This is a genomic window from Enterobacter sp. Tr-810, from assembly GCF_011752765.1.
Classification (GTDB): domain Bacteria; phylum Pseudomonadota; class Gammaproteobacteria; order Enterobacterales; family Enterobacteriaceae; genus Enterobacter; species Enterobacter soli.
Window position 1 is genome coordinate 324,835 of sequence record NZ_VWWW01000004.1, and the last position, 25,208, is coordinate 350,042.

The following is a 25,208-nucleotide window of genomic DNA, read 5'->3' on the forward strand; positions in this document are numbered from 1 at the left end:
TCACTTACTGAGAGGTTGAGAAAATAAATTGCAGCAGCTCAGGCGACACCAGTTCGCTCATGGCAAACGGTGTGGCAATCGGAATCGCTGCGATGGTCCAGGTATTGGCCGCTACGTCAGCCAGCGGGCTGCGACCCCGGGCGGTATTCCCTTCACCATCATAAAAACCGGGCAGCTGGCCGCCCACCAAATCATGGGTACCGGCATAGCTTTCCACCAGATCGTCGAGGAAGGAGCCAGGCGAATAGGTCCACGAGTTCATCATCCCCACGCCGCCCTGGAACCCGCCGGTCGGGCCGTACAGCCCGGCAGATAACGTCTGGTCTTCCAGCAGGGCGTCGAATGTCTTATGACGTTCATCCCCTTTGTACTGAACCCGGCCTTTGTCGTCGAGAACAAGGGCGTTATTGTTATTCTCATCATTTACGCAGCGGATGTTTTTATCGCCGCAGATGAAGTCGAGGCCAACGCGGACGCCCCCGAGCTTAACGCCGTCGTACAGTCCGTCGCTTGGGCCGGAAACATTACTGATCACGTTGCCGTCTTTATCGACAACCCCCGGGAAGAGCAGGGAGTTTTTCAGCGTCTCTTCGCGCATTTTCGTCGCCGCCAGCGACAGCGTGCCCTGGGTTATCGCAGCATCCGGCGACCCGGCAACGATACCAACCAGTGTTTGCAGGAAGCGGCGCTGATATTGCAGTTTGTATATATCTTCGATCGCAGCATCTTGCTTCGCTTTATCGCCTTTATCGATGGCGTCCTGAAGATCTTTACGCGCAGCGGCCTGCTTGTCATCGAGATACTCGCCAATCTGGCGATTCGCATTCTCTTTGAAATCACGCGTCACGCTGACTTGCAGGTTCAGCTCTTTAAACACCTCGTCTCTGTCGAAGTTGTTCTTAATCGCCCCTGAGTTCGCCGCGGCGGTTTCGGTGGTGATATCTGTTTTCACGCCATCGACAGCCTGCTGCTGCGAGTCCGGATTGGTGATGGTGATATTACCGGTGTTAATCCCGCTGCGGGTGGTGCCGCTGTCGTTCCCGCTGTCGTGACCGATACCGAAGGTGACATTTTTATCTTTTCCGGTGTCAGGGTTGTTGCTGACCGAGGCACCAATGCCAAAGCCGTTGCCTTCGAATTCCGAGGTGTTGTGAACGTCACGCCAGCTCAGCGTGCCGGTGCTGAACTGGTTTTTCCCGGCAAGCTCGGCGCTTTCACTGGAGGTAATCAGCCCGCCTGTCAGGTCGGTATTGCCTTTCACGTTGATGTTATAGCCATCATTACCCGCGAAGACGCCGGACTGCTCCTGTACCGAGGCGTAGTTCGCGTTCACTTTCGACTGGCCGTAGTTGCCCGATGCCGCAAAGCCGTAGCCCACCGTGACCTGGCCGCCCATGCTTTTCTGCTCGCCTTTGTAGGTCATGGTGTCCTGAAGGCTTTCGATGTACAGGTTATCGGCGGTGATATCTACGCCCTTGCCAAGCAACTGCCCGCCGCGCAGGGTGGTGTCGCCGCCGCTGATGATGCGGGTCTGGCTGTCCATATCGCCCACGTGGCTGTTGCGCCAGGAGACTTCATCCCCGTTGCCGTAACCTTTGCCTTTGTTGGCGCCTGCGGTGACGCCAAAGGATGCGCCGCCCTGACCATAGCTCACCGCTATCCCGGCGTTCCAGCCGCTGGAGTTGTCGGTGCTGCGGTCGTGGCTCTCCTGCTGCGCCGCCAGAATATTGATGTCGTTATCCGCAAACAGCGTGGTGCCCTGTTTGCCGCTGACGTCCGAGCCGATGATATTGATGTCAGACTGCTCGCCGCCGGTGGCGACCACCACAGCCTGCTTCCCGGCATTCACTTTACTGGCCAGCGCCGTGGTGCTGTCGTTGGTCTGGGTGTGGGTCTGCTTGCTCTCGCCGTAGGTCAACGAGACGCTGACGTTCTGCGCCGCCGCCTGTGCACCGTTTGCCATCACGCCCTGAGCGGCATTCATCATGGTGTTGGCAGCGCGGGCGCTGTCCCACGCGGCGTTAGCGGCGGCCATCATGTTGATGCGATCGTCTTTGCTTTGCCCGACCTTCTCCGTGGAGGCAATCACGCTCTGTAGCGCCTGCACCACAGGTACGTTCACCGCGAGGGTAAAGCCTTTCTGCTCAACGGTGCGTTTGTACTGTGAGGCATAGGTATTTTGCGCCGCCTCGATGGTGACGTTTTTACCCTGGATCGCTACGTTGCCGTTCGGTGAGGCCACCGTACTGCCGGTCTGGCGGTAGTTGTTACCCGCCAGCAGGACGGTATCGCCATTCAGACTGCCGATCGTCGAACCTTGTCCCGCCAGCGCCTGGCTTGCCTGGTCGGTTGTCTCTTTACGTGAGCCCACGGTAAAGCCAATGCCGCCGGAGGACATCAGCCCCGATTTTTTCTCCTCTTTCAGATGGGTTTCGTTATTGCGTCCGCCCATGCTGGTGAGGGTTAAATCGTTGCCTGCCCGCAGCGCCACGTCGCCCGAGCCGACCACGCTGCTGCCCGCCACAGTGAGATCGTTTCCGGCAGCGATGTTCACCGAGTCTGCGCTCAGTTCGCTGCCCTGAACGGTTTGTCGGTCTACCGTGTCGCGGGTTTTGGTGGTGGTTTTAGATAAGAAGCCGTTACCGCCCACCACTTTATGTTTCTCATCAAGCTGGCTGTCGTTGAGCACGCCTTCGATGTTCACGTCATGCTTCGCGGCAGCGGTCAGCGCGCCGTCTGAGGTGATTTGCGCCCCGCGCACGTTGATGTCGTTATTGGCTGCCAGCGCGACGCCGCCCACGCCCTGTACGGTGCTGGCGTTGTGGTCTGTGCTGCTCTGTTTGAGGGTGTTATCCGCATCCCAGACCAGATTGTCGCTGCTGGCGGTGGTGACGGTGTTCAGGTTCAGGTCACGCCCGGCCACCAGTTGTGCTTTACCGTTTTCGCCGCTGGCGATCACCTGCGCCCCGGTGAGCGTAATATCGCGCCCGGACTGGAGCGCCAGCTTACCGTCGTCGCCCTGCACGTAAATGCCGGAAACGCTGTCGATGGTGGTGCGGGTAAAGCTGTTTTCGCCGTTAACGCTCTGCCCGCTGGTAGTGGTGGTCGTGACGTTAATATCGCGCCCGGCATTAGCCAGCACGCTGTTGTCGCCCACAATGGCTGCGCCGATGTTGTTGATGTCGGTACGTGCGTTCAGGTTCACGTCTGTGGCCTGAATAGTGCCGGACTGGTTGGTGATGGTGTCCGCATCCAGTTGCAGCACTTTACGTCCGGCAATGGTTCCGCTGTTAAACAGATCGCCGTTGAGCTTCATCGACACGTTATTCCCGGCAATCAGCGCCCCGGAGCCGTCGATATCCCCCTGTTTCACTTTGGCGTAAACCTGCGGTACCAGCACGGTCTGCATTGAGCCGTCCGGCATTTTGACCCGAGTATTGACCAGCCAGACGATATCGCCGGTCAGCAGCGCCATCTGCTCTGGCGTGAGCGCCACGCCCAGCTTCAGTGAGTACTGCTTGCCAAAGGTGATCCCTTTGTCCATCAGCGATTTATACTGATCTTCGTCATTGCTGAAGCCATCCAGATAACGCTGCCCGGTAATGCCAATCACCTGTTCGCGCACCAGACGCTGCTCGTAATAACCATCACCCAGGCGTTTCAGGGTGTTATCGCCATCGTCCGTGAAGGCATTTTGCATGTAGTCGCTGCCAAGCCACTGCCGTTCGTTGGTAAAGCGCGGATCGGTTTCCACCAGATACGGCACGTCGGCGTTCGGGTTGACCTTGAACAGGCTGTTGTCCGGCAGGGTGGTGTTCGGGCCGATAATGCGGATTGCACCGTCGGCAGGCGTCACTTCAAACTGCTGCCCGGCAGGCGGCGTCACCGGTTCGCCCGGGGAGACGGTCTGCTCAGGCGTGGCGTTGACGCCTGCCGCCTGACCAATCGCCACATTGGTTCCCTGCAACACCAGCGGGGTAATGCTGAGATTGCTGCCCTCTACGCTGCCGTTGCTCACAAGCTGGCCTGGCTTCAGCGCAATGCTCTGGATCGCCGTCGGTGGAGTGTACGCGGTGCTGCTGCGCCCCTGTTCGTCATCACCTTTGTGGCGAATACGGTAGTAATGGGTCACGCTGCCGTTATCGGTGGTATAGCGCACGCCGGGTACATCGTCGTTTTGCACGCTGCCCAGTTGGTCAATCAGCAGCGTACCGCCTGCGACAACCTGACTCTTATCGTTAAACAGGCGGTCGCCCGTCAGGGTCATATTGCCGCCCGCGAGGATCTTCGCCGGGTCGCTCTCTTTGATGCGTGTCTCTTCAACGGTACGGGTGTAGTCGTACTGGTTGAAGTTATCGTTACCGTGGCCGCTCTTTTCCGGGGTGTTGAGGTTACGCAGGCCATCGGAAGAGTTACCGTCAACCCAGACGCCTTCATCACCCGCTTTCCAGCGGCTGGTCGAGCCGGTGTGCTGGTATTCGGTCAGCTGTTCCTGTGAAACCAGCGCCACTTCGGTTGAGAAGTTATCGTTGATGTTGTTGATCTGCGAGGCGGCGATGGCCATATCCCCAGCAGATTCAATGGTTGAGCTGTGGTTGTTGATGGCCACCGCGCGGCCAACAGGCGTACCGTTCTCATCCAGCGCGCCGCCAATGCGCATCGACCCGGCACTGTAAATCAGCCCGTGGCCGCTGTTGTTCAGGGTCTGCACGCCCAGATCCACGCGCTCGCGACCGGCAAGCGTGGCCGCCGTGCCGTTTTCCGCCAGGTTGTTGAAGGTGATGGCGTTGACGCCCACTGTGTCGCCATAAAGACGTCCGGTGCCGATGTTGGTCAGAGTGTCGGCGTTGATTCGCGTGGCAATGCCGTCGATCAGGCCGTAGTTCAGCACCGTACCGGAGGCATTCAGGGTGGTGCTTCCGGCATTAATTTCACCGCTGGCAACGTTGGTGAGATTGGCGCTTTGCACATTCAGCGCACTGCCTGCCATCAGCTTACCGCTGTTGGTGATGTCCCCTGGCGTGGTGAAGGTGAGATTGCCGTTGGCAAGGGTGCTGCCGCTGAGGGCGACGCTGTTTGCGCTGCTCAGGGTCATATTCCCGAGCGATAACAGCTGTCCGCTGCCATCGAGAGTATCGGCCTGCACGTTCAGGTTTTCACCGGCTTTTAGCGTACCGCCGCCATTGATGAGGTTCAGCCCGCTGCCGCTGGCATCAAACGTACCCGCTGATGACAGGACACCGGCGGTGTTGTTCAGCACGCCGTTGTTGCGGATCGCCAGCGCGTTGTTCGCCAGAATGCTGCCGCTCTGGTTGTCGAGCGTCTCTGAATTGAGGGCAACATTCTGCGCCTCCAGCCCCTGATTTTCGCCCTGGGTGTTCTGATTGATAACGTTAAGCGCCGTGACCGTCAGCTGTTTACCACTGCGGATTAGCCCGGACGCGTTATCGACCAGGCCTCTGGCGCTGTCGAGCAACAGGTCGCCAACGGTCTGGATCTGCCCGCCGCCATTTTGCAGGCTGTCGGTGTGCAGTGCGGCATCCGACTTGCCGATAATGCGCCCACCACTGCGGTTATCTACGTTGTTTGCCGCGATATCGGCCGCACCCGTGGCGGCAAGTGTGCCCGCCTGGTTGTTCAGGCTGCCTGCCGAGAGGTTTAGTGCATCCAGGCTGTTGAGCGTCCCGGCGCTGTTATCGAGTGCGCCAGTGGTCAGGTTAATGCCGTTGCCCTGAAGCACGCCCGAGGTGTTAAACAGCTGGCTCGCCGCGTTCAGCGACAGGCCATCGGCTGCCGCCAGCTGCCCGCTGGTGTTGTTCAGCGTATCGCCTGTGAACGCGAGGCTGGCACCCGAGAAGGTGGTGCCGCCGGTGTTATCAAGATCGCCGCCAGTCAGCGTCATCGCGCCGACCGATTTCACGGCACCGCCGCTATTGTGCAGCGCGGCAAAGGTGGCATTCAGGCTCTGGTTCGCACCAATCTGGCCGCGGGTGTTATCCACATCCCCGCTGTTAAGCGCAAAATTACCGTCGCTGGCAAGGAAGCCGTCCTGGTTATTGATAGCGCCGCTGTCAACATTGAGTGCGCCCTGAGAAAGCAGGGAGCCGGAGCGGTTATCAAGCGTGCCGCTGCCCAGCGCGAGGGTAGTGCCGCTGGCGACAATCACCCCTTGCTGGTTGTTCACGTCGCCCGCGCTGATGTGCTGGGTTTTTGCCGCCTCGATACGCCCTTTGGTGTTGTTTACGCTTTGCTGGCTGCGAATTTCGCCGTCGCCTGCGGCGGCGGAAATCAGCCCCTGCTCGTTATTCAGGCTGCCGGTATCAAGCCCGGTTTTCCCCGCCACGGCAACGATTTGGCCTTCGGTGTTGTTAAGCGTACCCGCGCCGAGCTGCACGCCATTCGCCGCGCCAATCTGCCCCTGCTGGTTATCAATATTGCCCGGCAGTGTCACCGCAAGCGCGCCGCTGCCGCTCTGGAGCAGCTTGCCTTTCTGGTTCACGAGATCGTGAGCGCTGACGTTCACCGTCTCAGCGCTCAGCGTACCGCCGGTGTTATTGAGCATTTTACCGGTACGGACCGTTAGCTCGCTGGCGCTGACGTTGGCGCTGGCGGTTGTTACATCCTGCGCGCCACCGTTCAGGGTGACACGTTTACCCTGAGTCTGGCTGCCGCTCACATCCACGCCCTGACCACTGGCGCTGAGGTTACCCCCGGCCAGTGTCTGGCCGTGGGCGCTGAGCTGCCCGCTGGTCGTCAGCTGCAAATCACCGGCATCCGCAAGCTTGCCGTCGGTGTTCACCCCGGCGGCCAGAACGCTCTCTTTGCTGCTGGTCAGGCTTGCTGCATTGACCTGCACGTTGTTTGCCGCCGTCAGCACACCGGTGTTGGATACCTCGCCAGCGGTACGCAGGGCTGCGCTGTCGCTGGCGCGAAGGGTTCCACTGTTTTCGATTCGGCCATCGGCGGTGAGGGTTACGTTGCCAGCCTGCGCGCCAATGGCGCCGGCATTGCGCACGCCCACGCCACGCTCGGTGCCGACCATGCGGATTTTACCGGCGTACATGCCGCCAAGACTGGAAACATCCACCGCCAGCTGTGGACGCGTGGCGTCATCATCGCTGCCTTTTTCGATTTTCTCATGGGCGGCATCGACCTTGTTGCGCCCGGTTGTGATTTTCAGATCCTTCGCCCACAGCCCGGCGTTGACCTTCACCGAGCGGGCGATGATATCGGTATAATCTGCGCCGGAGGTATCCATCCCGTTGCCGTCCACCACTACTTCACCGCGCTCGACGTTAAAACCGGTGAGGTTGCCGTCTTTCATCTGCGCCTGGCCGGTGGTGAGCGTGGCGCGGTTGGCATTGATAAAACCGCAGCCGCTACAGGTGATACCCGCCGGGTTGGCGATCACCACCTGCGCTTTTTTCCCGGCCACTTCGATCATGCCGTTGAGTTTGCTCGGGTCGCGTGAGCTCACTTCGTTCAGAATCACTTTGGCTTCCCCTTTGGCAAGCCAGGGGTTACCCGCCACCATGCCGCCAAGGTTGGTCTGCACATTCTTGTGGGAGTTATTGAGGATCGCGCCGTTTTTATCCACGTCGAACTGGGTGTAGTTGTTGCGTGATACCCCGGCTTTGGACGGGGTCTGAATGTTCACCTGTGGCGTGCCGTTGGCGCTTTTGATGACCGTTGGTTGCTGGTTTTTTGGTGCACCGCTGTTAGCGACAATGGCCGCTTCGGCGCTGTGTATGGCTCCCATTGCCATCCACAGGCTAAAGCTCAGGGCACTCACCTTGCCGACAAGACGACTATGGGTGTGACCGATGCCGGATGAGCGGGACGAACCGGCGCGGCCAGAGCGGGCGATATCCGCCACGACCATTAACATGCCGCGCGCTTTGTTAAAGACAATCCGGTACAGGTTCTTATTCATGGTTCGTTCCTTTCAGCGCTTCCGGCAGATTGACGGTGAGCGGGTGTTTCAGTTGCCATTCGCGTGCGGTGGTACGGCTGATGTGTCCGCCGTGGAACATCACGACACGTTTGCCGCGCTCTGCCCCACGGTGATAGAGCGCGCGCCAACAGTGGTCAGGGAAGATGTCATCGCGGATCAGTTTTTTGATGGCGCTGGTGTGGCCAAAGGGGGCGATCCAGTCGCAAAACCACATCCGGTCTCCGCTGTCCCAGTCCTCTTCTTTCATCTCAATCGACGGGCGGGTGAGGTAGCGCGCTTCCGATTCTTCGTTAAGCCAGGCCCAGCTCAGGAAAAACACCGGGCGTTCGTTTTCGCTGATCAGGACGTACTGGCGGCGTTTGATAATGGGCAGCAGCAGCGTTGGCAGCGCGTGCAGGGGCGCATCCCGGTGCATGGGCGAGTGCATCCACAGCCAGACGGTAGCACCCAGCACTTCCGCTTCGCTCTCTTCACCGCCGAGGATCAGCGGGGCTTTGATATCCAGATTTCCGATGCGCATCACCAGCTCCAGTTGAGGTTAAAGCCGAGGGTAAGATTGCTGGTGGTGAACCCATCCGGCTTCGAGAACGGCGTGCCGGCAAACAGGTCATACCCGGTGTTGAAGGCGCTGCCGCGCAGCCCCACCACGCCGCCTGCCAGATGTTTGCCAATCAGGTAGTCCGAGCTGTAACCGCCCACTTCACCGTAATCCGCGCCAAGATAAAGCTCCTGGTTTGGCAGCGGCGTGCTCCAGGCCAGGTCGTTACGCACGTACCAGCCGTGGCTGGCATTCAGGGTGCGTTCCCCGTCAAAGCCGCGCACCGTCCAGCGGTTACCGATGGCAAACTGATCCTGCGGCGTCAGCGGTGTGTTGCTGATTTGGCGCTGGTACTGCACGTTGTAGCGGAAGTTCTGCGAGCCGATGTCAAACGGCAGATCGAGCTGGGCGCTGAGCTGGGTAATTTTGCTCAGGGCGGTGGCATCGCCAGTAAATTCTTCCGGGGCTGGCTGGGCACCAAACCAGCGCGTACCACGCTGGTAGCTGATGCCCGCGTCCAGCGTGGCCTGGCCGATGTAGTGGCGATGTTCCAGCCCCACGCGCCAGCCCGCCGTCTGACGTCGCTGCACGCCCACTTCGGTGTCGTCGATGTAATTGCGCGTCTCGCGTGCCAGCACGTCGTACGTGAAGGTGGTTTTTTGCGAGCCGCTACGATGCAGAACGCGGCTGAGTTGCACGTCGAGGTTTTTGCTTTTACCGCTGTAGCGGTAATCCCCGTTCAGCCCGGCGATGGTCTGGTGATAGTCGTAATCACTGCCGGTCACCCCCAGCATCCAGTAGCCAAACGGCACCGAGTAGTGCGCTGTGTAGTTTTTGCTGCCCTTGCCGCTCTTGTCGTTAAGGTCGTGGCTGGCGGAGACATACAGCAGATCGCTCAGGGAGAAGGGGTTATCCAGGGACAAGGTGACGCCGCCCTGGTAGCGCCCGGTGGTTTCGGTTCCTGCGTCGTCCAGCGACAGCCCGAGACGCCACATCTTGCTCTGCTTACGGGTGATCACCACGTCGCTCTCGCCGGGTTTTTCGCCGGGCAGGATCTCCATGCTGGCTTCCACGGTGGGCAGGCGCTGTAAATTCTCCAGCCCCTGCTCAATGTCACGCAGATCCAGCAGATTGCCCTCGTGGGCCGGGAAGGCGCTGTATAGCTGGATGTAATCGTCGCTCTCTTTGGTGAGCGTCACGTGGCGGACATAGCCCGGGACGATCGCCAGCTTCAGCGTGCCGCTTTTTAAATCCTGCGAGGGCGCCAGAACGCGGGTGGTGATCCAGCCGTGATCGACAATGCGGTTTTGCATCGTACTCATCAGCAAGTTAATGCCTTTGCCGCCAAGACAGCGCCCCTGAGCCTGATCGGCAATACGCTGCAAGGGTAGCCAGTGGGGAAGGGCATCCTGGCCGCTCAGCGCGACACGCTGAATGGGGAAGCAGGGCGTTTCGGTGGGGAAATCAATCCTGCCAAAGCTTGATGATGGCTCCGAAAGACGCACATCCGGGACGGGCGGCGTCAGTTGCTGCTCAAGTGCTTTCTGACGTTGCTGCTGAATAATAAACTGATCATTCGGCTCGGCAGCATGGGCAGAGAGCATTAAAGACAGGCCAGTGGCTGTGGATATTATTATCGCTATATTTTGTCGGGCTATCATCAAACGTTCCGCGCAATGTAAGAAAAAAGGATGCAATGTGAATTTGTGTAAGATTGTTTAAATATTGGCGAGGTAATAAAAGGGGGATTAATCCTAAAGCTCGGAAGATTCCGAGCCTGAATATCCTTAAATCTGGTAGGTCAGGTGAAATCGGGGAATATATTTGCGTTTGGTGCGCTGAGGGAAAATATATCCTCACCACGATTGATGATGTTATTTCCCCGCCCATTTCCTGATTGTGGGCAGGGAAGGGGTGAGTAGGTTTTAATGTGGTTTATTTTTACTTTTCTGGTGGGTTATTCTGCCTTGTGGTGGGGGTTGACGCACTTGCAGGCAGAACATTCGTGCGGCCAGCGCTGAAAAGGGTTATCAAAGCGATTTGCATGTGATACTAAGATTGAGCACATCATAAAAAATAAGGTTACAAGAGAATGTCTGTTAATAAACTCGCCAGCAGTGCACAAGGCCTGCAATCATCTGCCATCCGTGAATTATTAAAACATAGCAAAATGGCGGGAGTGATTTCGCTGGGCGGTGGTATTCCTAATCCGGCGCTTTTCGATCACGAAGGCCTTAAAATTGCCGCAGATGCTGTTTTATCACAGCATTTTGGTGAGGCCTTTCAGTATGGTCTGACAGAGGGTGTTCCGGGTCTGCGCGAGGCGATTCAACAGATTTGTATTGGCCGTGGAATTACCTGTAATGCTGATGACGTGGTTATTACGTCCGGTTCGCAACAATCCCTTGATGTGCTGGCCCGCGCATTAATTAACCCAGGCGATATCGTCGTGGTGGAACGTCCTACGTATCTGGCTGCTTTGCAGGTATTTGGACTGGCGCAGGCGCAGTTTGAATCGGTGGGTACCGACGGCGACGGCATGATTGTTGATGAGCTTGAAGCACTGGTGGCTAAAAAGACCATCAAAGCGGTTTATATTGTCCCGACCTTTGGTAATCCTGGCGGTGTAACGCTGTCTGAAGCTCGTCGTAAGCAGCTGGTGGAATTATCCCTGCGTTATGACTTCGTGATTATTGAAGACGATCCGTACAGCGAAATTAATTACACCGACGAAGTCTTCCGCCCGTTGATTGCCCATGCCAAAGATATTGGCAACGAAGAGAACGTGGTTTATACCTCCACTTTCTCTAAAATCCTCGCTCCGGGAACTCGCGTGGGCTGGGTGCTTGTACCTGAGTGGCTGAAACGCGCGGTGGTGAATCTGAAACAGACGACCGATTTGCATACCAGCACCTTGTCGCAGCTGATGACCTATGAATATCTGAAAACCGGCCGTCTGGCAGATCAAATTAAAATGATTCGCGAAGCCTATCGCCAGAAATATCAGACCTTCGCCAGTGAGCTGGAAGCGGAACTGGGCGATGTGATGTCATTCCATAAGCCAAAAGGCGGTATGTTCCTTTGGGCGAAGATGAATAACGGCATCAATACCACCCGCTGGCTGGAAAAAACGCTCAGCAACGGTGTCGTATTTGTGCCGGGTGAATTCTTCTACTGCAACGAACCGGATCACACCACGCTGCGTATGTCATTCGTTACGCCAACGGATGAGCAGCTGAAAGAGGCCGTAAGACGACTGAAAATATCGCTGTAATTCAGCGTGGAGGCATGATTCTGCATGTAATTTAATCTGTGAAGGCAAAGTAGTGTTTTAAAAAACTTCACATTAATTTGCGCAGGATCATGCCTCAACCATGTTTTTGGATTGTATTAAAATGGTTATACTTAAATTAACATATTCTAACTAACTAATTTGTCGTAATTTTTTTCTAAGGATCGCACTTTTTGTAGCATCATTTTTAGGATTGCTCTTACACTTGGTGCCCATATTCTTATTTGCATCTCATTCATTTTGATCTGAATAATGTCATATGGAATAAGCACAGTGGCTGGGTGATTTTTTTGCAGTAGCACAGGGGTAAATCTATTCACAGGCTCTATTCGCGGAATGTTATACATGGATCATTATAAGGCTATGGACGATGATTATTTGTGTATCTGATAATTCCTGGTTCAGGATTGGGCTTAAAGAAATCATACAAACCTGTTCTAAAGAGAAACGCGAACTCTTTTTTTTGAGCTTTAAAAAAGCGAAAGGTATGTTGCCTGATATCGCAATGGCATCTCCAGTAACGATTATAGTTGATTACGCTTTCGCCAGTCATGATTTGTTGTTTCTGCTATTGAAATTAAAGCGCAAAAACGTATTAAATAATATTCTTATCATTACAGCCAATGAACGAATTGTTGACGTTACTGAGAATATTGTACTTGATTCTGTTGCGGATTTTTTGATTGATAATAGTGAGTCTCGTGAAAAAATAAGTAGTTTCATGATTAAAGATAACGCCGGGCAGATTATTTCAAAATCCGTAACCAATAAAACCTGGGCGATGATTAAGAAAAAAGCAACTCTCACGCACAGAGAAATTGATCTTATGCCTTTTATTATCACTGGGAAGGGAAATAAAGAGATCTCCCGGCAGGTCGATATTAGCGAGAAGATGGTCAGCATTCACCGCCGGAATATTTATACCAAGTTACATGTTGATAGCCTGACAGGGCTTTATAATTATCTCACTACGGATGTAAAGGCATTCTGAAAATCGTGTTTCAGCCAGGAAAGGATGATAACCCGGTGTTCGCCCGTTATTTATTGTAAAAAACAGAAGGAGCTGTATATGAAATTAAAATCACTTTGCGCGGCCATGGTTGTGTTGGGACTCGCTACCTCTTTCGCTCATGCAGCGGACGGTAAATTGAAGTTCATTGGTAAAATTGGTTCCTCAACATGCCAGATTTCTGGCGCGGAAAAGGCCGAGATTACCGTACCTATGGGTACAATACCGAAGGAAACGCTGTTAAAAGATGCCAATGGTCCTGAAGTCGGTTTTGCCATCAACCTGACGAACTGCCAGCCAGGAACTTACTATCTCGTGCTCGATGGAACGAGCCCGTCTGGTCAACCGAACATTCTTGATTTAGAAAACACCAGCGCCAGCACTACGGCGAAAGGGGTGGGGATTCAGATCAAGGATATTTCAGATAATAATATCACCTTATCCAAGACGCTGGATAAAGATGATGCCAGCATTACGATTACTGAAAACGATCAGGGCGGTGGAACATTCTTCCTGAAAGCCAACTATTACGCCTACAACCAGGCTGCGCTTACCACCGGGGAAGCAAACGCAACGGCTAATTTCACCATTGTTCAGCAATAGCAGGAGCAGGCCTTCGGGCCTGCTTTTTAGGGTGGTATTATGAAGTCGCTCATTATTGGTTTACTGGTGTTGTATTCCGTATCGGCCTTTTCAGCTATCCAGATTGAGAGTTCGCGGGTTATTTATTCGAGTGAGTACAAATCCGCTTCCCTGACGCTGCATAATGCGTCGGAGAAGAACTATATCGTTCAGACATGGCTTGATGAAGATTCTGATAAACCCGGGAAAGAGATGGTGGTGACTCCACCGGTCCTGAAAGTAAAATCCGATCAATCTGCCGTGTTGCGTTTTATTTACTCCGGTAAGGGATTGCCGAGCGATCGAGAAAGTCTGTACTGGATTAACGTACAAGAAATTCCTCCTCGCGCCAGCGAGCCAAATGTAATGCAACTGGCTATCCGGACACGTCTCAAACTTTTTTATCGTCCAGTGGGTTTAAAAACCACGCTTGAGGAGCAGGTAAGTCATTTAAAATTTATAAAGAAAACGGATTCTTTGAACGTTAAAAATGACGGGCCATTGCATATCAGCCTGAGTCAATTAATTATTCAGCCTCCTAAATCAAAGCAATTAAAAATGAGTGCACCTATGGTTTTACCTTTTAGTAGTGAAACCATCTCTTTTCCAAAAGGATCGCGGATTGTTGGCTTAACCTATATTAATGACTATGGCGGCATTGTTGACGTCAATATAAATTAAGCCACCGTTGCGGGTTATTTAATAATGTCATGGATGAACCATTATGCAACGAGCATGGATTCCCCTGTGTGCTCTCACCTCTTTGCTGGTTTCTGGCACCGAGTGTGCGGCTCAGAGCGAGTACAACACCTCTTTTTTCCACGGTAATGGGGATCAATCTTTCATCAATTTGATTGATCCTGACTCCGGTATTATTCCCGGAACCTATTCACTCGATATATATGTAAACCAGAAACTGGTCGAACAGCGTGACGTCGAGATTTTGCAGGATAAAGCCGACAACATGCTCCACCCCTGCATTAGCGCGGAGCAGCTTCGTGCCTGGTCAGTCGCGATACCTGCCGACGATAAAGAGAGTTGCTACCCTCTCGAACAGCGAATTAACGGGGCGTCGATAGGGTTCACGATGGCGGAGCATCGGCTGGATATTCAGGTCCCTCAGTTGAATATGCTCACTCAGCCGAAAGGGGCTGTCTCCTCGACGCGTTACGACGACGGTATTAACGCCGCTTTTGTGAACTACAACCTCGTGGCAAGCAACAACAAGAGCGGTGGTCAGGAGAGTCAATACGCTTATCTTTATCTGAATAATGGCATCAACATTGGCGCATGGCGATTGCGTCATATGGCGAATCTGACTAAGCGAAGCGGGGAGTCGAGTTACTGGCAAAATGTCTCTTCATGGGCAGAAAGGGCGATCCCTTCGCTCAAGAGCCGCCTGCTGCTTGGGCAGGCGAGCACCGGAACGGCGCTCTTCGACAGCATTCCGTTTCGTGGAGCCCAACTGGCGTCGGAGCCCATGATGCGCGCAGAGAGTCAGTCACGCTATGCGCCGGTCGTCAGAGGCGTGGCGGAAAGCAACGCCCGTGTGGAGGTGCGTCAGAATAAATACCTGATCTACTCCACTAACGTTCCGCCAGGGCCGTTTGCTTTTGATGACGTCGTTCCGGTTAGCCAGAGTGGCGATCTGTACATCACGATTATCGAAACCGACGGGCGCAGAACGAACATGGTGATCCCTTATACCGTTCTGCCAGGCCTGATACGAAACGGTCAGTGGAACTATGATATCGCTGCCGGGAAGTATCACGACGGTGCTGATGGTTATGCCCCGGCATTTGCGGAAGGCCAGCTTTCCTATGGGGCAAGCGACTCGATCACTCTTTCTGGTGGCCTGCTTTCAGCCGAGCATTATCGGAGTGCGGCGCTGGGTGTCGGCAAAAATATGGGGCATTTTGGCGCAGTGTCGGTCGATCTCTCTTTATCGGATACGCGCCTGGCACGCGGTGATGCTGAGCAGGGGGGCAGTGCGCGTTTCCTCTACGCCAAGTCATTTATGGACTCCCGAACGGATTTTCAGGTAGCGGGTTACCGTTACTCTTCTTCTGGCTATTACGACTTTCAGGAATCCGTTCAGGAGCGTCGTCGCTGGGATAATGGTCGGTACAAAACGTATTACTGGGACGACACCAGTATGAACGATTCTGAGTGGGTCATTTCGAAGCCTGAGGTTGGTTATGAAACCGACTATGCGACCAAAAAAGCGCGGCTGGATATCTCGATGAGCCAGCAGATTGGCGACATAAGCCAGTTTTATCTGACATTCAGCCAGCAAAGTTACTGGAAAGAGGCGGGAAAAGACACCACGGTTCAGTCCGGTTTTGCCTCACGACTGGGTAATGTGAGCTGGAGCCTTTATTACCAGAACACCCGAAACCACTACTTCTCAAATGACAGCAGCGTCAATCTGCGGTTGTCGCTACCGTTGAACTTTGGCAGCCATCCGGCGACGGTGACCACCGATCTTCATGCCGATCGTGCTGGTAACGTGTCGTCATCAGCTGGTTTAAGCGGATCAATGCTGGAAGATAACCGTCTCAGCTATGCCATGCAGGTTGAGCAGAATGATTCGGAACGAACGGCAGGCGATCTGAGCATGGGGTATCGGGGCGGAGCCGGGAATCTGTGGCTGGGCTACTCCACGGCGGAAAATGTGCAGCAAACGAGTATGAACCTGGCGGGAGGCATTGTTGCTCACCGCGGTGGGGTGACGCTGTCGCAGCCGCCGGGAACCACGTTTACCTTAATTGAAGCGCAAAATGCGCAAGGTGTGGGCGTTGAGCATCAGACAGGCGTGCGGATTAACGATTCGGGCTATGCGATTGCGCCGAATGCGATCCCGTACCGCAACAATGCCTGGTCGTTAAATACCCGTGATTTCCCGGACGATCTTGACGTGCCCGTGGCGACGCAGAATAACGTACCTACCCGGGGTGCTATCACGCGGGTCACCTTTGAAACCTGGCGAGGGGACAGCGTGCTGATCCACAGCAAGCTCCCGGATAACAGCGTTCCCCCGGTTGGGGCGCAAGCCTATAGCCGTGGCGAGCGTAACAATGGCATCGTCGGGACTGACGGGGATATTTTTGTTTCCGGCGTAACGGCAGGTGAAGAGATCACGATTCGCTGGGGCGCAGGTGCTGACGAACAGTGCCGCATTAAGCTTCCGGATGAACATCCGGATAATCAGGCAAAAGCGGGTTATCACGAAATGAACGCAATTTGTCGATAAAGGAGAGCGCAATGCAAATTCAGGGACGATACCTGGTCTACGCCGTCGTGGTCTTTTGCTTCGGGTTATTTTCTTCCACCGTGATGGCGCTAACCTGCAAGGCGCAAGGCTCGGTTAGCCAATATGTCGCTATTGATAGCGTGATAAAGGCATCCGTAGGTGATTTTGGCACCAACACCAAAATATGGGTTTCATCGCCTATTACTGCGATGTTTACCTGCTCTGACACGGACAAATACCCACAAGGCGAAAGTGCCTATCTATGGCTGGATCCGAAGGATGCGGTGAAGAATGTGCACGATTCGCTAGAGATTGGCATTACTTTCAGAAATGTCGATTATAAGTTGAAAAAAGGCGAAAGAATTGAAATCGGCCCCGGCACGGTGTGCAAGTCTGACGGGAAAGGGGGATGCTCTTCACCTGCCACGTCGCAGACCTTCTCACTTACCTATCAGGTTTACATTAAAACCACAGGGCGTCCCGCGGCGGCAAATGGCAAAGTGATGGGGGATGTCAGCCTGTCGCTGTTCCAGGTGGATGGCGTAGGTGGCTTACGGGGCGGAACGGTAACTGAAGATGGCAACTTTAACCTGACCATCACCGGGCTGGATAAAATCACGTTTCTGGCCTGCACACCGAAAGTGTTGCTGGTGCCGGACACGCTCGATTTCGGGACGATCAACGGAAGCTGGGCCACGCCGGGTAAGCTAGAAAAAACCAAGCCTTTTACCCTTCAGGTGGATTTAACCCGCGAATCCAGCGGCAAAACTTGCACCGGTGAGACGCTGCTGATGACGCTAAGTTCAACGAATCCGGTAAAAGATGGCGTAATTATTATGCCAACGGCTAGCAGTGGTTTTGGTTTCATTATTTCCGCCAATAGTCTGATGGAGCCGCGTATTGCGTTGAACACACCGCAGTCCATTGGTGTGATTAGTGGGGAGCAGCTTACGCACGATTACTATGCAGGATTTGTCTGGACGACGAATGCACCGCTTCCTGGTGATTACAGCGCGACAGCCACATTTACCGTGACGTTCAAATAACCTGATCGGGATTGCGTCCGGATTAATTTGCGCAATAATTATCCGATGCGATAACGGTCGCTATAACACGCGGTGAGCGCCATGTTCGATTTCCTGAATGGTATTCTGACTCATACGCCCGTTTGGGTATGGGTGCTGTTTGTGTTTCTTATCTCTCGCGGGATCCGGGCGCGCAAGCCTGCCACGGTCACCCTGGAAAAACTCGCGATTGTTCCCGCCATTTTTCTGGTATGGGATATTTATGATCTGGTTATCTACCGCCAGATTACCGTGACAACGCTTGCGTTGTGGGTTGCAGGTATTCTGGCGGGGGCCGCGCTGGGGTACGTTTTGATTCGGTCTACAGCCATTGCCCGAGCTGCCGCACCGCGCAGTATTTCCCGAGCGGCCGACTATACCGCGCTGCCGTTTATGATGCTGGCGTTTCTGGTGAAATATGTGCTGGGTGTGATGAGCGCCATTTCGCCGCAAACACTGCAACAGCCCGCCATGAGCGCCTTTGCAATTGCCTCCGGTGGGGTGTTTGCCGGGGTGTTTATTGGTAAATTTATCCGGTACACGAGCGTTTTTCTCGCCCGCGTACCCGCGTGAGGATTACAGCAACCCTTTCTGGGCGAAGGTGATGCGCGTGGCTTCGTTCAGATCCAGGGTTTTAAGCGACTCCGGCTGTACCCAGGCTATCTCCTGAAACTCTTCGTTAAACGTCACTTCACGGTTGGCGCTGTAGCAGTCGAAGATGAGGTAAATCATATAAATCTCTTCCGTGCTGCCGTCGGCGTAAGTTTTCACGCGGATATCATCGCGAAACGCCCAGGGCTTCACGTCGGTTATTTCCAGTGCGTCGCCCAGCTCTTCGCAAATTTCACGGCGCAGCGCCTGCTCCATGGTTTCTCCTGGCTCCATCCCGCCACCGGAAAGCGCCCACTGGCCGGGGAATACCCCACGGTCATCGGCCATTTTGCACAGCAGATAAGCCCCGTTGTTCTGAATGATCGGACAGACAATCGTACGTTGACGCATGGTTTCTTCCTGAAAAATGAGTGTGGTTTATCGTAGCAGGTACGTGGTGGTTGGTGTGTTACTGGTGGCGGATTATTACCGCGGGTTATCAGAATTTTTCTGTAGGTTCAGCCAGAATTCGACACTGGTGTTGAATGTCTTTGCGAGACGGGAAGCCATATCAGCGGTAAGGGGGATTTTATTGGCGATCAGCGCCTGGTCCGGTGGGTATACGTAGATCCATGATTAATACCTTGTTTATATATGTGAAAAATAGTGTGGTCTGATGCTCGCTTCCTGTGGAAGAGGGAATGCGATCACGGACTGTCCCCTCTCCTTTTGGGAGAGGGTTAGGGTGAGGGGGAACAAACGGCTTCGGCGATTTTTGGCCGGACCATGGAGTCGCTGTAAGCGTTTTATTTTAATGAAGTTATTTAATCGCTTATCGAGTAGGCCGGGTAAGGCGCAGCCGCCACCCGGCTTTTACATTTAACCCAGCAATGCCACGCCAGCGTCCGTTCTCAGCCAGCGAGGTTCTTTCAGTTGATCGGCAAAATATCCGGTCAGTTCAAACAGTAAATCCCCCATGACGCGCGCGGCTTCGGGTGCAAGTACGCCGCTAATGAGCAATTGAGTGATCTCTTCGCAGTAACGGCAGTGCTGATCTGGCTCAGGGGCAAATTGGGGGCGAATGAAGGGAAAAGCATCCACGGTAAGACGTTCCTGTAAATATTCAGGAACCGGCTCCAGCAGCATGGGGCGGAGCAGGGCGAGGCTGGTGGCAAGACGGCCACAAAGAGCCATTTTTCTTGCGGGATCGGTTTCTTCTACCAGAGCCTCGCAAAACCGTTCGCAGTTGTCGGCAAGGTCGATGAAGTTGGTGTTGTGATCGAATGGGGTAGTGAAAAGCGCGTTACTGGTATTCATGATGTTTAATCCATTAAGTGATGTTTTACCGCCACCGGAAATGCCAATTTCCAGGGTGGCAGGACTGAACGGAGTTGGCATTACCGGCCTTAATGGATACCGGCGCGTCTTGCGACGCCCCCGTCCAGCCCACCATTGAGATGTAACCAGACGCATGGCGCAAAAAAGTCCGCGCCACCATTAAGTTTAACCAGGATGCCAATCCCGACGCCAGATTTTGCTGGCGTGGAAGAAACATACGCTCGAATAACCTTACGAAAAAGAGGGTGAGACAGGAGAAGTTGAAACCTGCGAGGCGGCTTCAGAAAAGATGTATGACGTTGCAAATACCTGCGGTCTGTTGCCCTCAACCACAGGGCTGAGGGTTCCTCAGTCATTTTTGTCTTTACCCAGCGATGATATTACGCCATTGAAATAAAAGGATTACCGCGATGCCATGGTCCGGCTGAAAATCGCCGAAGCGTTTACGGAAGGCCGGGGCGACGCGCATGGATGCGCGGCGAGGGCGGCTTTACAGGGACGTTTCATCCGCCCGTCCCCGATTAGCCTGGAGCAAACGCTGAGGGTCACCGCGAAGCGGCGATTTTCTTGCCGGGAGCCCGGGTCGCCAGGGTAGCGGCGGTGAGCTACCCTGGCACGTTCACGTGTAAAGTGCTGACAGAGTAGCAAGGAACGTAAAGTGAACGGAATGACCACCTGAGCTGTATGTTCCCCCTCACCCCAGCCCTCTCCCCAAAGAGGAGAGGGAGCCGTCCGTGCTCGTATGACTTCTCCTCACAGGGAGAGGGAGAAAACCAAAATCACCGCTCTCTCAACGCCTCTTTCGCCCGGTTAAACGGCTTAATCATATAATCCAGCACGGTTTTTTCGCCGGTTTTGATATCCACCGTGGCGATCATCCCTGGCACAATCGAAAAATGCCTTCCCGCTTTATTGACCAGAAAATCCTGGCTGGTGCGGATAAACACCCGGTAATAAAACACTTCCGGTTTGGCTTCGTCCTGAATGGTGTCCGGGGAGATGGTTTCCACCACCCCGTGCAAACCACCGTAAATGGCGTAGTCATAGGCGGTTATCTTCACCAGTGCTTTTTGCCCGGGGTGAATAAAGGCGATGTCACGCGGCGAGAGTCGGGTTTCAATCAGCAGATGATCGTCCACCGGGACAATCTCCATCAGCTCGCCGTTTGGCGGGATCACGCCGCCGATGGTCGTGACTTTGATGTTTTTCACAATGCCGCGAACCGGGGAGCGTACCGTCAGACGGGTAACGGAATCCTCACGCCCTTTAAGAATGGCGGAGAGCATGTCCACTTCGGCATTGGCTTTTGACAGCGCCTCGCGCGCCTGCACGTAATACTGCGAGCGTACGTCTGTCAGCTTCAGTTCCAGGTCGCTTTTCTGCCGCTGAAGGCGCAGCACTTCAACGTGGCTGGCGGCGCCGGTTTTTACCAGACGCTCCGTTATCGCCAGCTCTTTATTCGCCAGACTCAGCGCCGAGTTCAGTTCGCGCACGGTGTCTTCAAGCTGTGCGCGGCGGGATTTGTAGAGATGGGTTTCGGTGGCGAGAAGGTCGGGCCAGGCTTTTAATGATTCAGGAAAAACCAGCGGCAGATCGTTAACTTCTGCGGTTAACCGCACGCTGGACGCCAGCGAGGCGCGGTAGCGGGCAGCGCTTTCCCCCACGTTGGACTCAGAACGGGTCGGGTCGAGCCTTGCCAGTACCTGGCCCGCCTGAACCTGATCCCCTTCATGCACGCTCAGACCGGCCAGGATCCCGCCATCGAGCGACTGTAACACCTGCTCGCGAGAGCTTGGGATCACTTTGCCGGTTCCGGTAGAGACTTCATCCAGCATCCCGAACCATGCCCACACGCCGGTGACGATAAACAGCAGGAGTGTCCACAGTACAATGCGCCGCGCACCGGAATAGCCGCTTTCCGAATCAAGCGTATTGTCCAGATCATCCATCGTTGCGGCATCATGCTGACTGGTTTTCATTTTTCCACTCCCGTCCGTTCGCCTGTTGCTGCATTCGGCTGTTGTTGAGGGCCTGCGCTTTCGGCGCATCCATGACCAGCATCCCTTCTTTCAGCACCACCACGCGCTCAACCAGTTCCAGTACGGGCACACGGTGCGTGGCAACAACCAGCGTGCGGTTGCCCAGCCACTGGCTCAGGTGCTGAATAAACTCGCGTTCGGTATGTTCATCGAGGGAGGCGGTGGGTTCATCAAGCAGGACGATATTGGGATCGCGCAGGAGCATTCGCGCCAGCAAAATGGACTGCCGCTGACCGCCAGATAGTCCCACGCCATTTTCCATGATCGGGTAGTCCAGCCCTTTTGGCAGCTTCTGCACAAAGCTTGCCGCACCGCACATCTCCAGCACATTAATAATCTCTTCATCGGTGGCGCGTGGCATCCCCAGCGTGATGTTCTCGCGCAGCGTACCGTGGAATAACCGCGCATTCTGGGTCATAAAGCCCACGTTACGCCGCAGGTCGGCCACGTCCAGATGCGGCAGGCTGAGGTTGTCCAGCCGCAGCTCGCCACTGGCCAGTTCCATACCGCCTGCCAGCGCCTGTAGCAGCGTCGATTTACCCGCGCCATTGCGCCCGAGGATTGCGATGCTCTCCCCGGGTTTGATCTCCAGCCGGTTGATGCGCAGCGCCATGCGCGGATCTTCCGGGTGGTAGCGAAACTGCGCCTGATCGAATAGATAGTGCCCGCGCAGAACATCCTGGCGAATTGGGGTGTCTTCTCGCAGGTTTTCGGTGGGCAACTGCATGATGCTGTCCAGGCCCTCTTTGGCAGCTTTCACCTGCTGCCAGCGCGCCAGCACGCCGCACAGCGTTGCCATCGGCGCAATCATGCGCGAGGCCAGCATCGAGGCGGCAACCACGGAACCTGTGGTTAAGGAGCCTTCGATAACCATCGGTGCGCCAAAGACGATCACCCCGGCGTAGACCAGGCTCTGGATCGTCATCCCCCAGTTGATCAGCCCCTGGCTCAGCTCGCGGGTGCGCAGACCTGATTCTGCGGTGATCTGGATGTAGCTGTTCCACTGTTGCAGGAAGCGGTTTTCCGCCTGCATCAGCTTGATGTCCTCCAGCCCCTGAACGCTCTCGACCAGTACCGCATTGCGCAGGGTGGATTCATGGGCCGATTGTTTTGCCAGTGCCGCTAACTTTTTCTGCAACAAAATGCCGGGCAATACCATCAGCACGGCGGCGACCGGGGCAATCCACGCCAGCGGCGGGGCGATGATCGCCAGCACCACCACAAACAGCAGGAAGAAGGGCAGGTCGACAATGGTGGAGATGGTCGACGAGGTGACCATTTCGCGGATCTGCTCCAGCTCGCGCAACTGCGAAATAAAACTGCCGGTGGAGCGAGGAACTGCGCTGTTACGCAGGCGCAGGGCGTGGCCGAAGACCCGGTCTGAAACGCGTAAATCGGCACGTTTGCCCAGCAGATCCATAATGTGCCCCCGGGCGATACGCAGCACAAAGCCAAACAGGGTGGCAATCAGCACGCCAATCGTCAGCACATACAGAGTGGGGTACGACTGGGCGGGGATCACCCGGTCATACACCTGCATCGAAAAGACCACGCCAGAAAGCGATAACAGGTTGATAAAGAGAGCCGCCAGCATCACCCAGGTGTAGGGGCGCAGGTCGCGCATCACCAGCCGGTAGAGCCAGTCGGGGCGATACTTCGAAATATAGGCATCCACGCGGCTGTCTTTTAAGGCCGCCAGCGGGCGCAGGGCGGCAACATGGTGAATGGCAGGCAGCAGCGCCTGAAGGGAAAGGCGGTTAGTTTGCGCCGTGCTGTCGATAAAACAGATCTCCAGCGTGTCTTCGCCGTCAAAATATTCAATCACGCCAATCTTGCCCTCTTTTAGCTCAACCACCAGCGGCAAACGCCAGCTGTTGATGGCGTCCTGCGTGGAGTGCAAAAGCTGGAACGAAAGCCCGGCTTCGCGCGCCAGCAGGGTGAGGGCATTGATCATCGGTTTGCCGCTGAGCCACGGAGCGTCCGCTACCAGCGCGCCGGGAGAACAAGCTACCCGGTAGTGATCGGCAACATGGCTAAATGCCTGGGCCCAGTGCGTCAGGGCCTGATCCGTAATCGGTTCGTTTTGCGATGGGTCGATGTGTTTCATGGCTGGATCTCCACGGACTGGATCGTGCGGTTATCCAGGCTGAAGGCATGGCGCATACGGCCCGTGTTGTACAGGCAGTTCAGCTGGAGCTGATGCAACTGGCCGAGCGTTTGCTGCTGGGTAAAACGCGCCTGATAGACCTCTTGTTCGGCGTTTAGCACGTCCAGCAGCGGGCGTGAGCCAAGCTCAAGATACTGTTGCTGGTAGAGCTCGCGGGTGCGCACGCTGAGCGTTTCCTGACGAGACTGGATCTGCAATGTGCTCAGCAGGCTCATTACCTGGCTGCGAGACTCCAGCAGTTTTTGTCTGACGTCCAGCCGCGTGCGCTGAATGGTGGACTGCGCCGCTTCGACCGCGTGTCCGGCTGCATTGCGCCGCGCGGTTAACCCGCCGCCCTGATAGAGCGGCATCTCGACTTTGACCCACGCGGAATACTGAGTACGATCCAGCGAACCGTGTCCCGCATAGTTGTCATTCAGATAGTGGCGAACTTCCGGCTCCAGCGAGACGGTCGGGGTCATCTGGGCGTTGGCGTAGTCCAGGTTGGCCTGCGCGATATTCGCCTGCGCCCAGGCCGCCAGCACCGCAGGCACCAGCCGGTCGTCAGGCTCGGCGATGTCGCAGCTGCGTTTCATTTTGTCCGGGAAATCGTTGCTGATGGCGCCCAGGCTATTCCAGCCGAGGTTGCTCATCAGCGTGGCGCGCGAGCTGTCCAGGTTGGCCTGATATTGCATCAGCTGTGCGCGTGCGCCTTCAACACGGGCATCGGTTTGCACCACGTCTGAGAGCGACGTCGCCCCTTCGTCGTTACGCTGGCGGGTGAGCTTGCCGATTGCATTCAGGGCATCCAGCTGCTCTCTGGCGGTTTCAACCATCTGTTGCCAGGTCTGAACCTGCACCATTGCAGTAGCCGTGTCGTGGGCAATGGTATCGATACTGACCAGCACATTGGCCTGCTGCTGTGCGACTCCGGCGTTTTCGGCACGCACCTGACTTGCCACTTTGCCGAAGTCATACAGCATTTGCGAAAGAGAGAGCACCAGAGAAGGGGTAAAACCGGAATCACTGCCATTATGCGTGTAGCCGTTATCCATCCCGGCGTTAACCTGCGGATAGTATTTCGATTTGGCGACATCGACCTGTTCTGATTGCTGGAAGAGTTTTCCCACCGCTTCGCTGATGGCCGGATGCCAGCTTACGGCACGAACGACGGCATCATCCAGGTTCAATACGCCCGGCGGCGTTTTGCTGGCCGGAAGCGCAACACGGCCTTCAAGAGAGGGAAGTTCCTGCTCAGCACTCAGCTGTTCGGCGTTGATCACCACCGCCTGAGCAGGCAACACGGGTACAGAAAACAGGCAGCACGAGAGCCACCAGCGAGGCCATCTTTTTCTCATGTCTT

The 25,208-nt window shown here is 55.3% G+C and carries 15 protein-coding genes and 1 pseudogene; 7 read left to right on the forward strand and 9 right to left on the reverse strand.

All coding sequences use genetic code 11. The features are described from left to right. Nucleotides 1-4: 4 nt before the first annotated feature. The 3 genes from F3J30_RS14380 to F3J30_RS14390 are packed head-to-tail and all read right to left on the reverse strand — an operon-like array spanning nt 5 to nt 10,096. Nucleotides 5-7,933, reverse strand: a complete 7,929-nt coding sequence (locus F3J30_RS14380) for a hemagglutinin repeat-containing protein (protein WP_166717668.1) — start codon at nt 7,931-7,933, stop codon at nt 5-7. After that, the gene (locus F3J30_RS14385; RefSeq protein ID WP_014071450.1) at nt 7,926-8,474 is read right to left on the reverse strand and encodes a toxin-activating lysine-acyltransferase; all 549 of its coding nucleotides are present in this window, start codon (nt 8,472-8,474) and stop codon (nt 7,926-7,928) included. Before F3J30_RS14385 ends, F3J30_RS14380 begins: the two co-directional genes overlap by 8 nt. Beyond that, entirely contained in the window at nt 8,474-10,096 is a 1,623-nt protein-coding gene (locus tag F3J30_RS14390; RefSeq protein ID WP_211053259.1) for a ShlB/FhaC/HecB family hemolysin secretion/activation protein, read from the reverse strand. The genes F3J30_RS14385 and F3J30_RS14390 overlap by 1 nt, the downstream gene beginning before the upstream one ends. A gap of 488 nt (nt 10,097-10,584) precedes the next feature. On the opposite strand from F3J30_RS14390, the gene F3J30_RS14395 reads away from it, so the two are divergent. From F3J30_RS14395 to F3J30_RS14425, 7 genes are all read left to right on the forward strand, one after another. Beyond that, nucleotides 10,585-11,766, forward strand: coding sequence for a PLP-dependent aminotransferase family protein (locus F3J30_RS14395; protein ID WP_014071448.1), 1,182 nt, complete (start codon nt 10,585-10,587; stop codon nt 11,764-11,766). 388 nt (nt 11,767-12,154) lie between these two features. Beyond that, nucleotides 12,155-12,775: a LuxR C-terminal-related transcriptional regulator gene (locus F3J30_RS14400; RefSeq protein WP_166717670.1), complete on the forward strand. Its 621-nt coding sequence runs from the start codon at nt 12,155-12,157 to the stop codon at nt 12,773-12,775. 78 nt (nt 12,776-12,853) lie between these two features. Further along, on the forward strand, nt 12,854-13,396 hold the full coding sequence (locus F3J30_RS14405; RefSeq protein ID WP_166717671.1) for a fimbrial protein: 543 nt from the start codon (nt 12,854-12,856) through the stop codon (nt 13,394-13,396). A gap of 39 nt (nt 13,397-13,435) precedes the next feature. Then, nucleotides 13,436-14,095 carry a molecular chaperone gene (locus F3J30_RS14410; protein WP_014071445.1) on the forward strand — a complete coding sequence of 220 codons (660 nt, stop codon included), beginning with the start codon at nt 13,436-13,438 and terminating at the stop codon, nt 14,093-14,095. 43 nt (nt 14,096-14,138) lie between these two features. After that, nucleotides 14,139-16,667: a fimbria/pilus outer membrane usher protein gene (locus F3J30_RS14415; protein WP_166717672.1), complete on the forward strand. Its 2,529-nt coding sequence runs from the start codon at nt 14,139-14,141 to the stop codon at nt 16,665-16,667. A gap of 11 nt (nt 16,668-16,678) precedes the next feature. Beyond that, nucleotides 16,679-17,713, forward strand: coding sequence for a fimbrial protein (locus F3J30_RS14420; protein WP_166717673.1), 1,035 nt, complete (start codon nt 16,679-16,681; stop codon nt 17,711-17,713). An 81-nt stretch (nt 17,714-17,794) separates the two neighbouring features. Beyond that, nucleotides 17,795-18,304 (forward strand): DUF6622 family protein, encoded by a 510-nt coding sequence (locus tag F3J30_RS14425; RefSeq protein ID WP_166717674.1) that lies wholly within the window; start codon nt 17,795-17,797, stop codon nt 18,302-18,304. A 3-nt stretch (nt 18,305-18,307) separates the two neighbouring features. Here the strand turns inward: F3J30_RS14425 and nudI are convergent, their stop codons facing one another. The 6 genes and pseudogenes from nudI to F3J30_RS14455 all read right to left on the reverse strand — a co-directional run bounded on the left by nudI (nt 18,308) and on the right by F3J30_RS14455 (nt 25,203). Continuing rightward, nucleotides 18,308-18,733 carry a nucleoside triphosphatase NudI gene (nudI, locus tag F3J30_RS14430; protein WP_166717675.1) on the reverse strand — a complete coding sequence of 142 codons (426 nt, stop codon included), beginning with the start codon at nt 18,731-18,733 and terminating at the stop codon, nt 18,308-18,310. Between the two features lie 87 nt (nt 18,734-18,820). After that, nucleotides 18,821-18,928: pseudogene (locus tag F3J30_RS22665) on the reverse strand (addiction module antidote protein, HigA family); the annotation flags it as partial. 273 nt (nt 18,929-19,201) lie between these two features. After that, nucleotides 19,202-19,639, reverse strand: a complete 438-nt coding sequence (locus tag F3J30_RS14435) for a hypothetical protein (protein WP_166717676.1) — start codon at nt 19,637-19,639, stop codon at nt 19,202-19,204. 800 nt (nt 19,640-20,439) lie between these two features. Continuing rightward, nucleotides 20,440-21,609: an HlyD family type I secretion periplasmic adaptor subunit gene (locus tag F3J30_RS14445; RefSeq protein WP_166717719.1), complete on the reverse strand. Its 1,170-nt coding sequence runs from the start codon at nt 21,607-21,609 to the stop codon at nt 20,440-20,442. Nucleotides 21,610-21,619: 10 nt separating this feature from the next. Continuing rightward, nucleotides 21,620-23,806, reverse strand: a complete 2,187-nt coding sequence (locus tag F3J30_RS14450) for a type I secretion system permease/ATPase (RefSeq protein ID WP_166717678.1) — start codon at nt 23,804-23,806, stop codon at nt 21,620-21,622. Beyond that, entirely contained in the window at nt 23,803-25,203 is a 1,401-nt protein-coding gene (locus F3J30_RS14455) for a TolC family outer membrane protein (RefSeq protein ID WP_166717679.1), read from the reverse strand. Before F3J30_RS14455 ends, F3J30_RS14450 begins: the two co-directional genes overlap by 4 nt. Between the last annotated feature and the right edge of the window lie 5 nt (nt 25,204-25,208).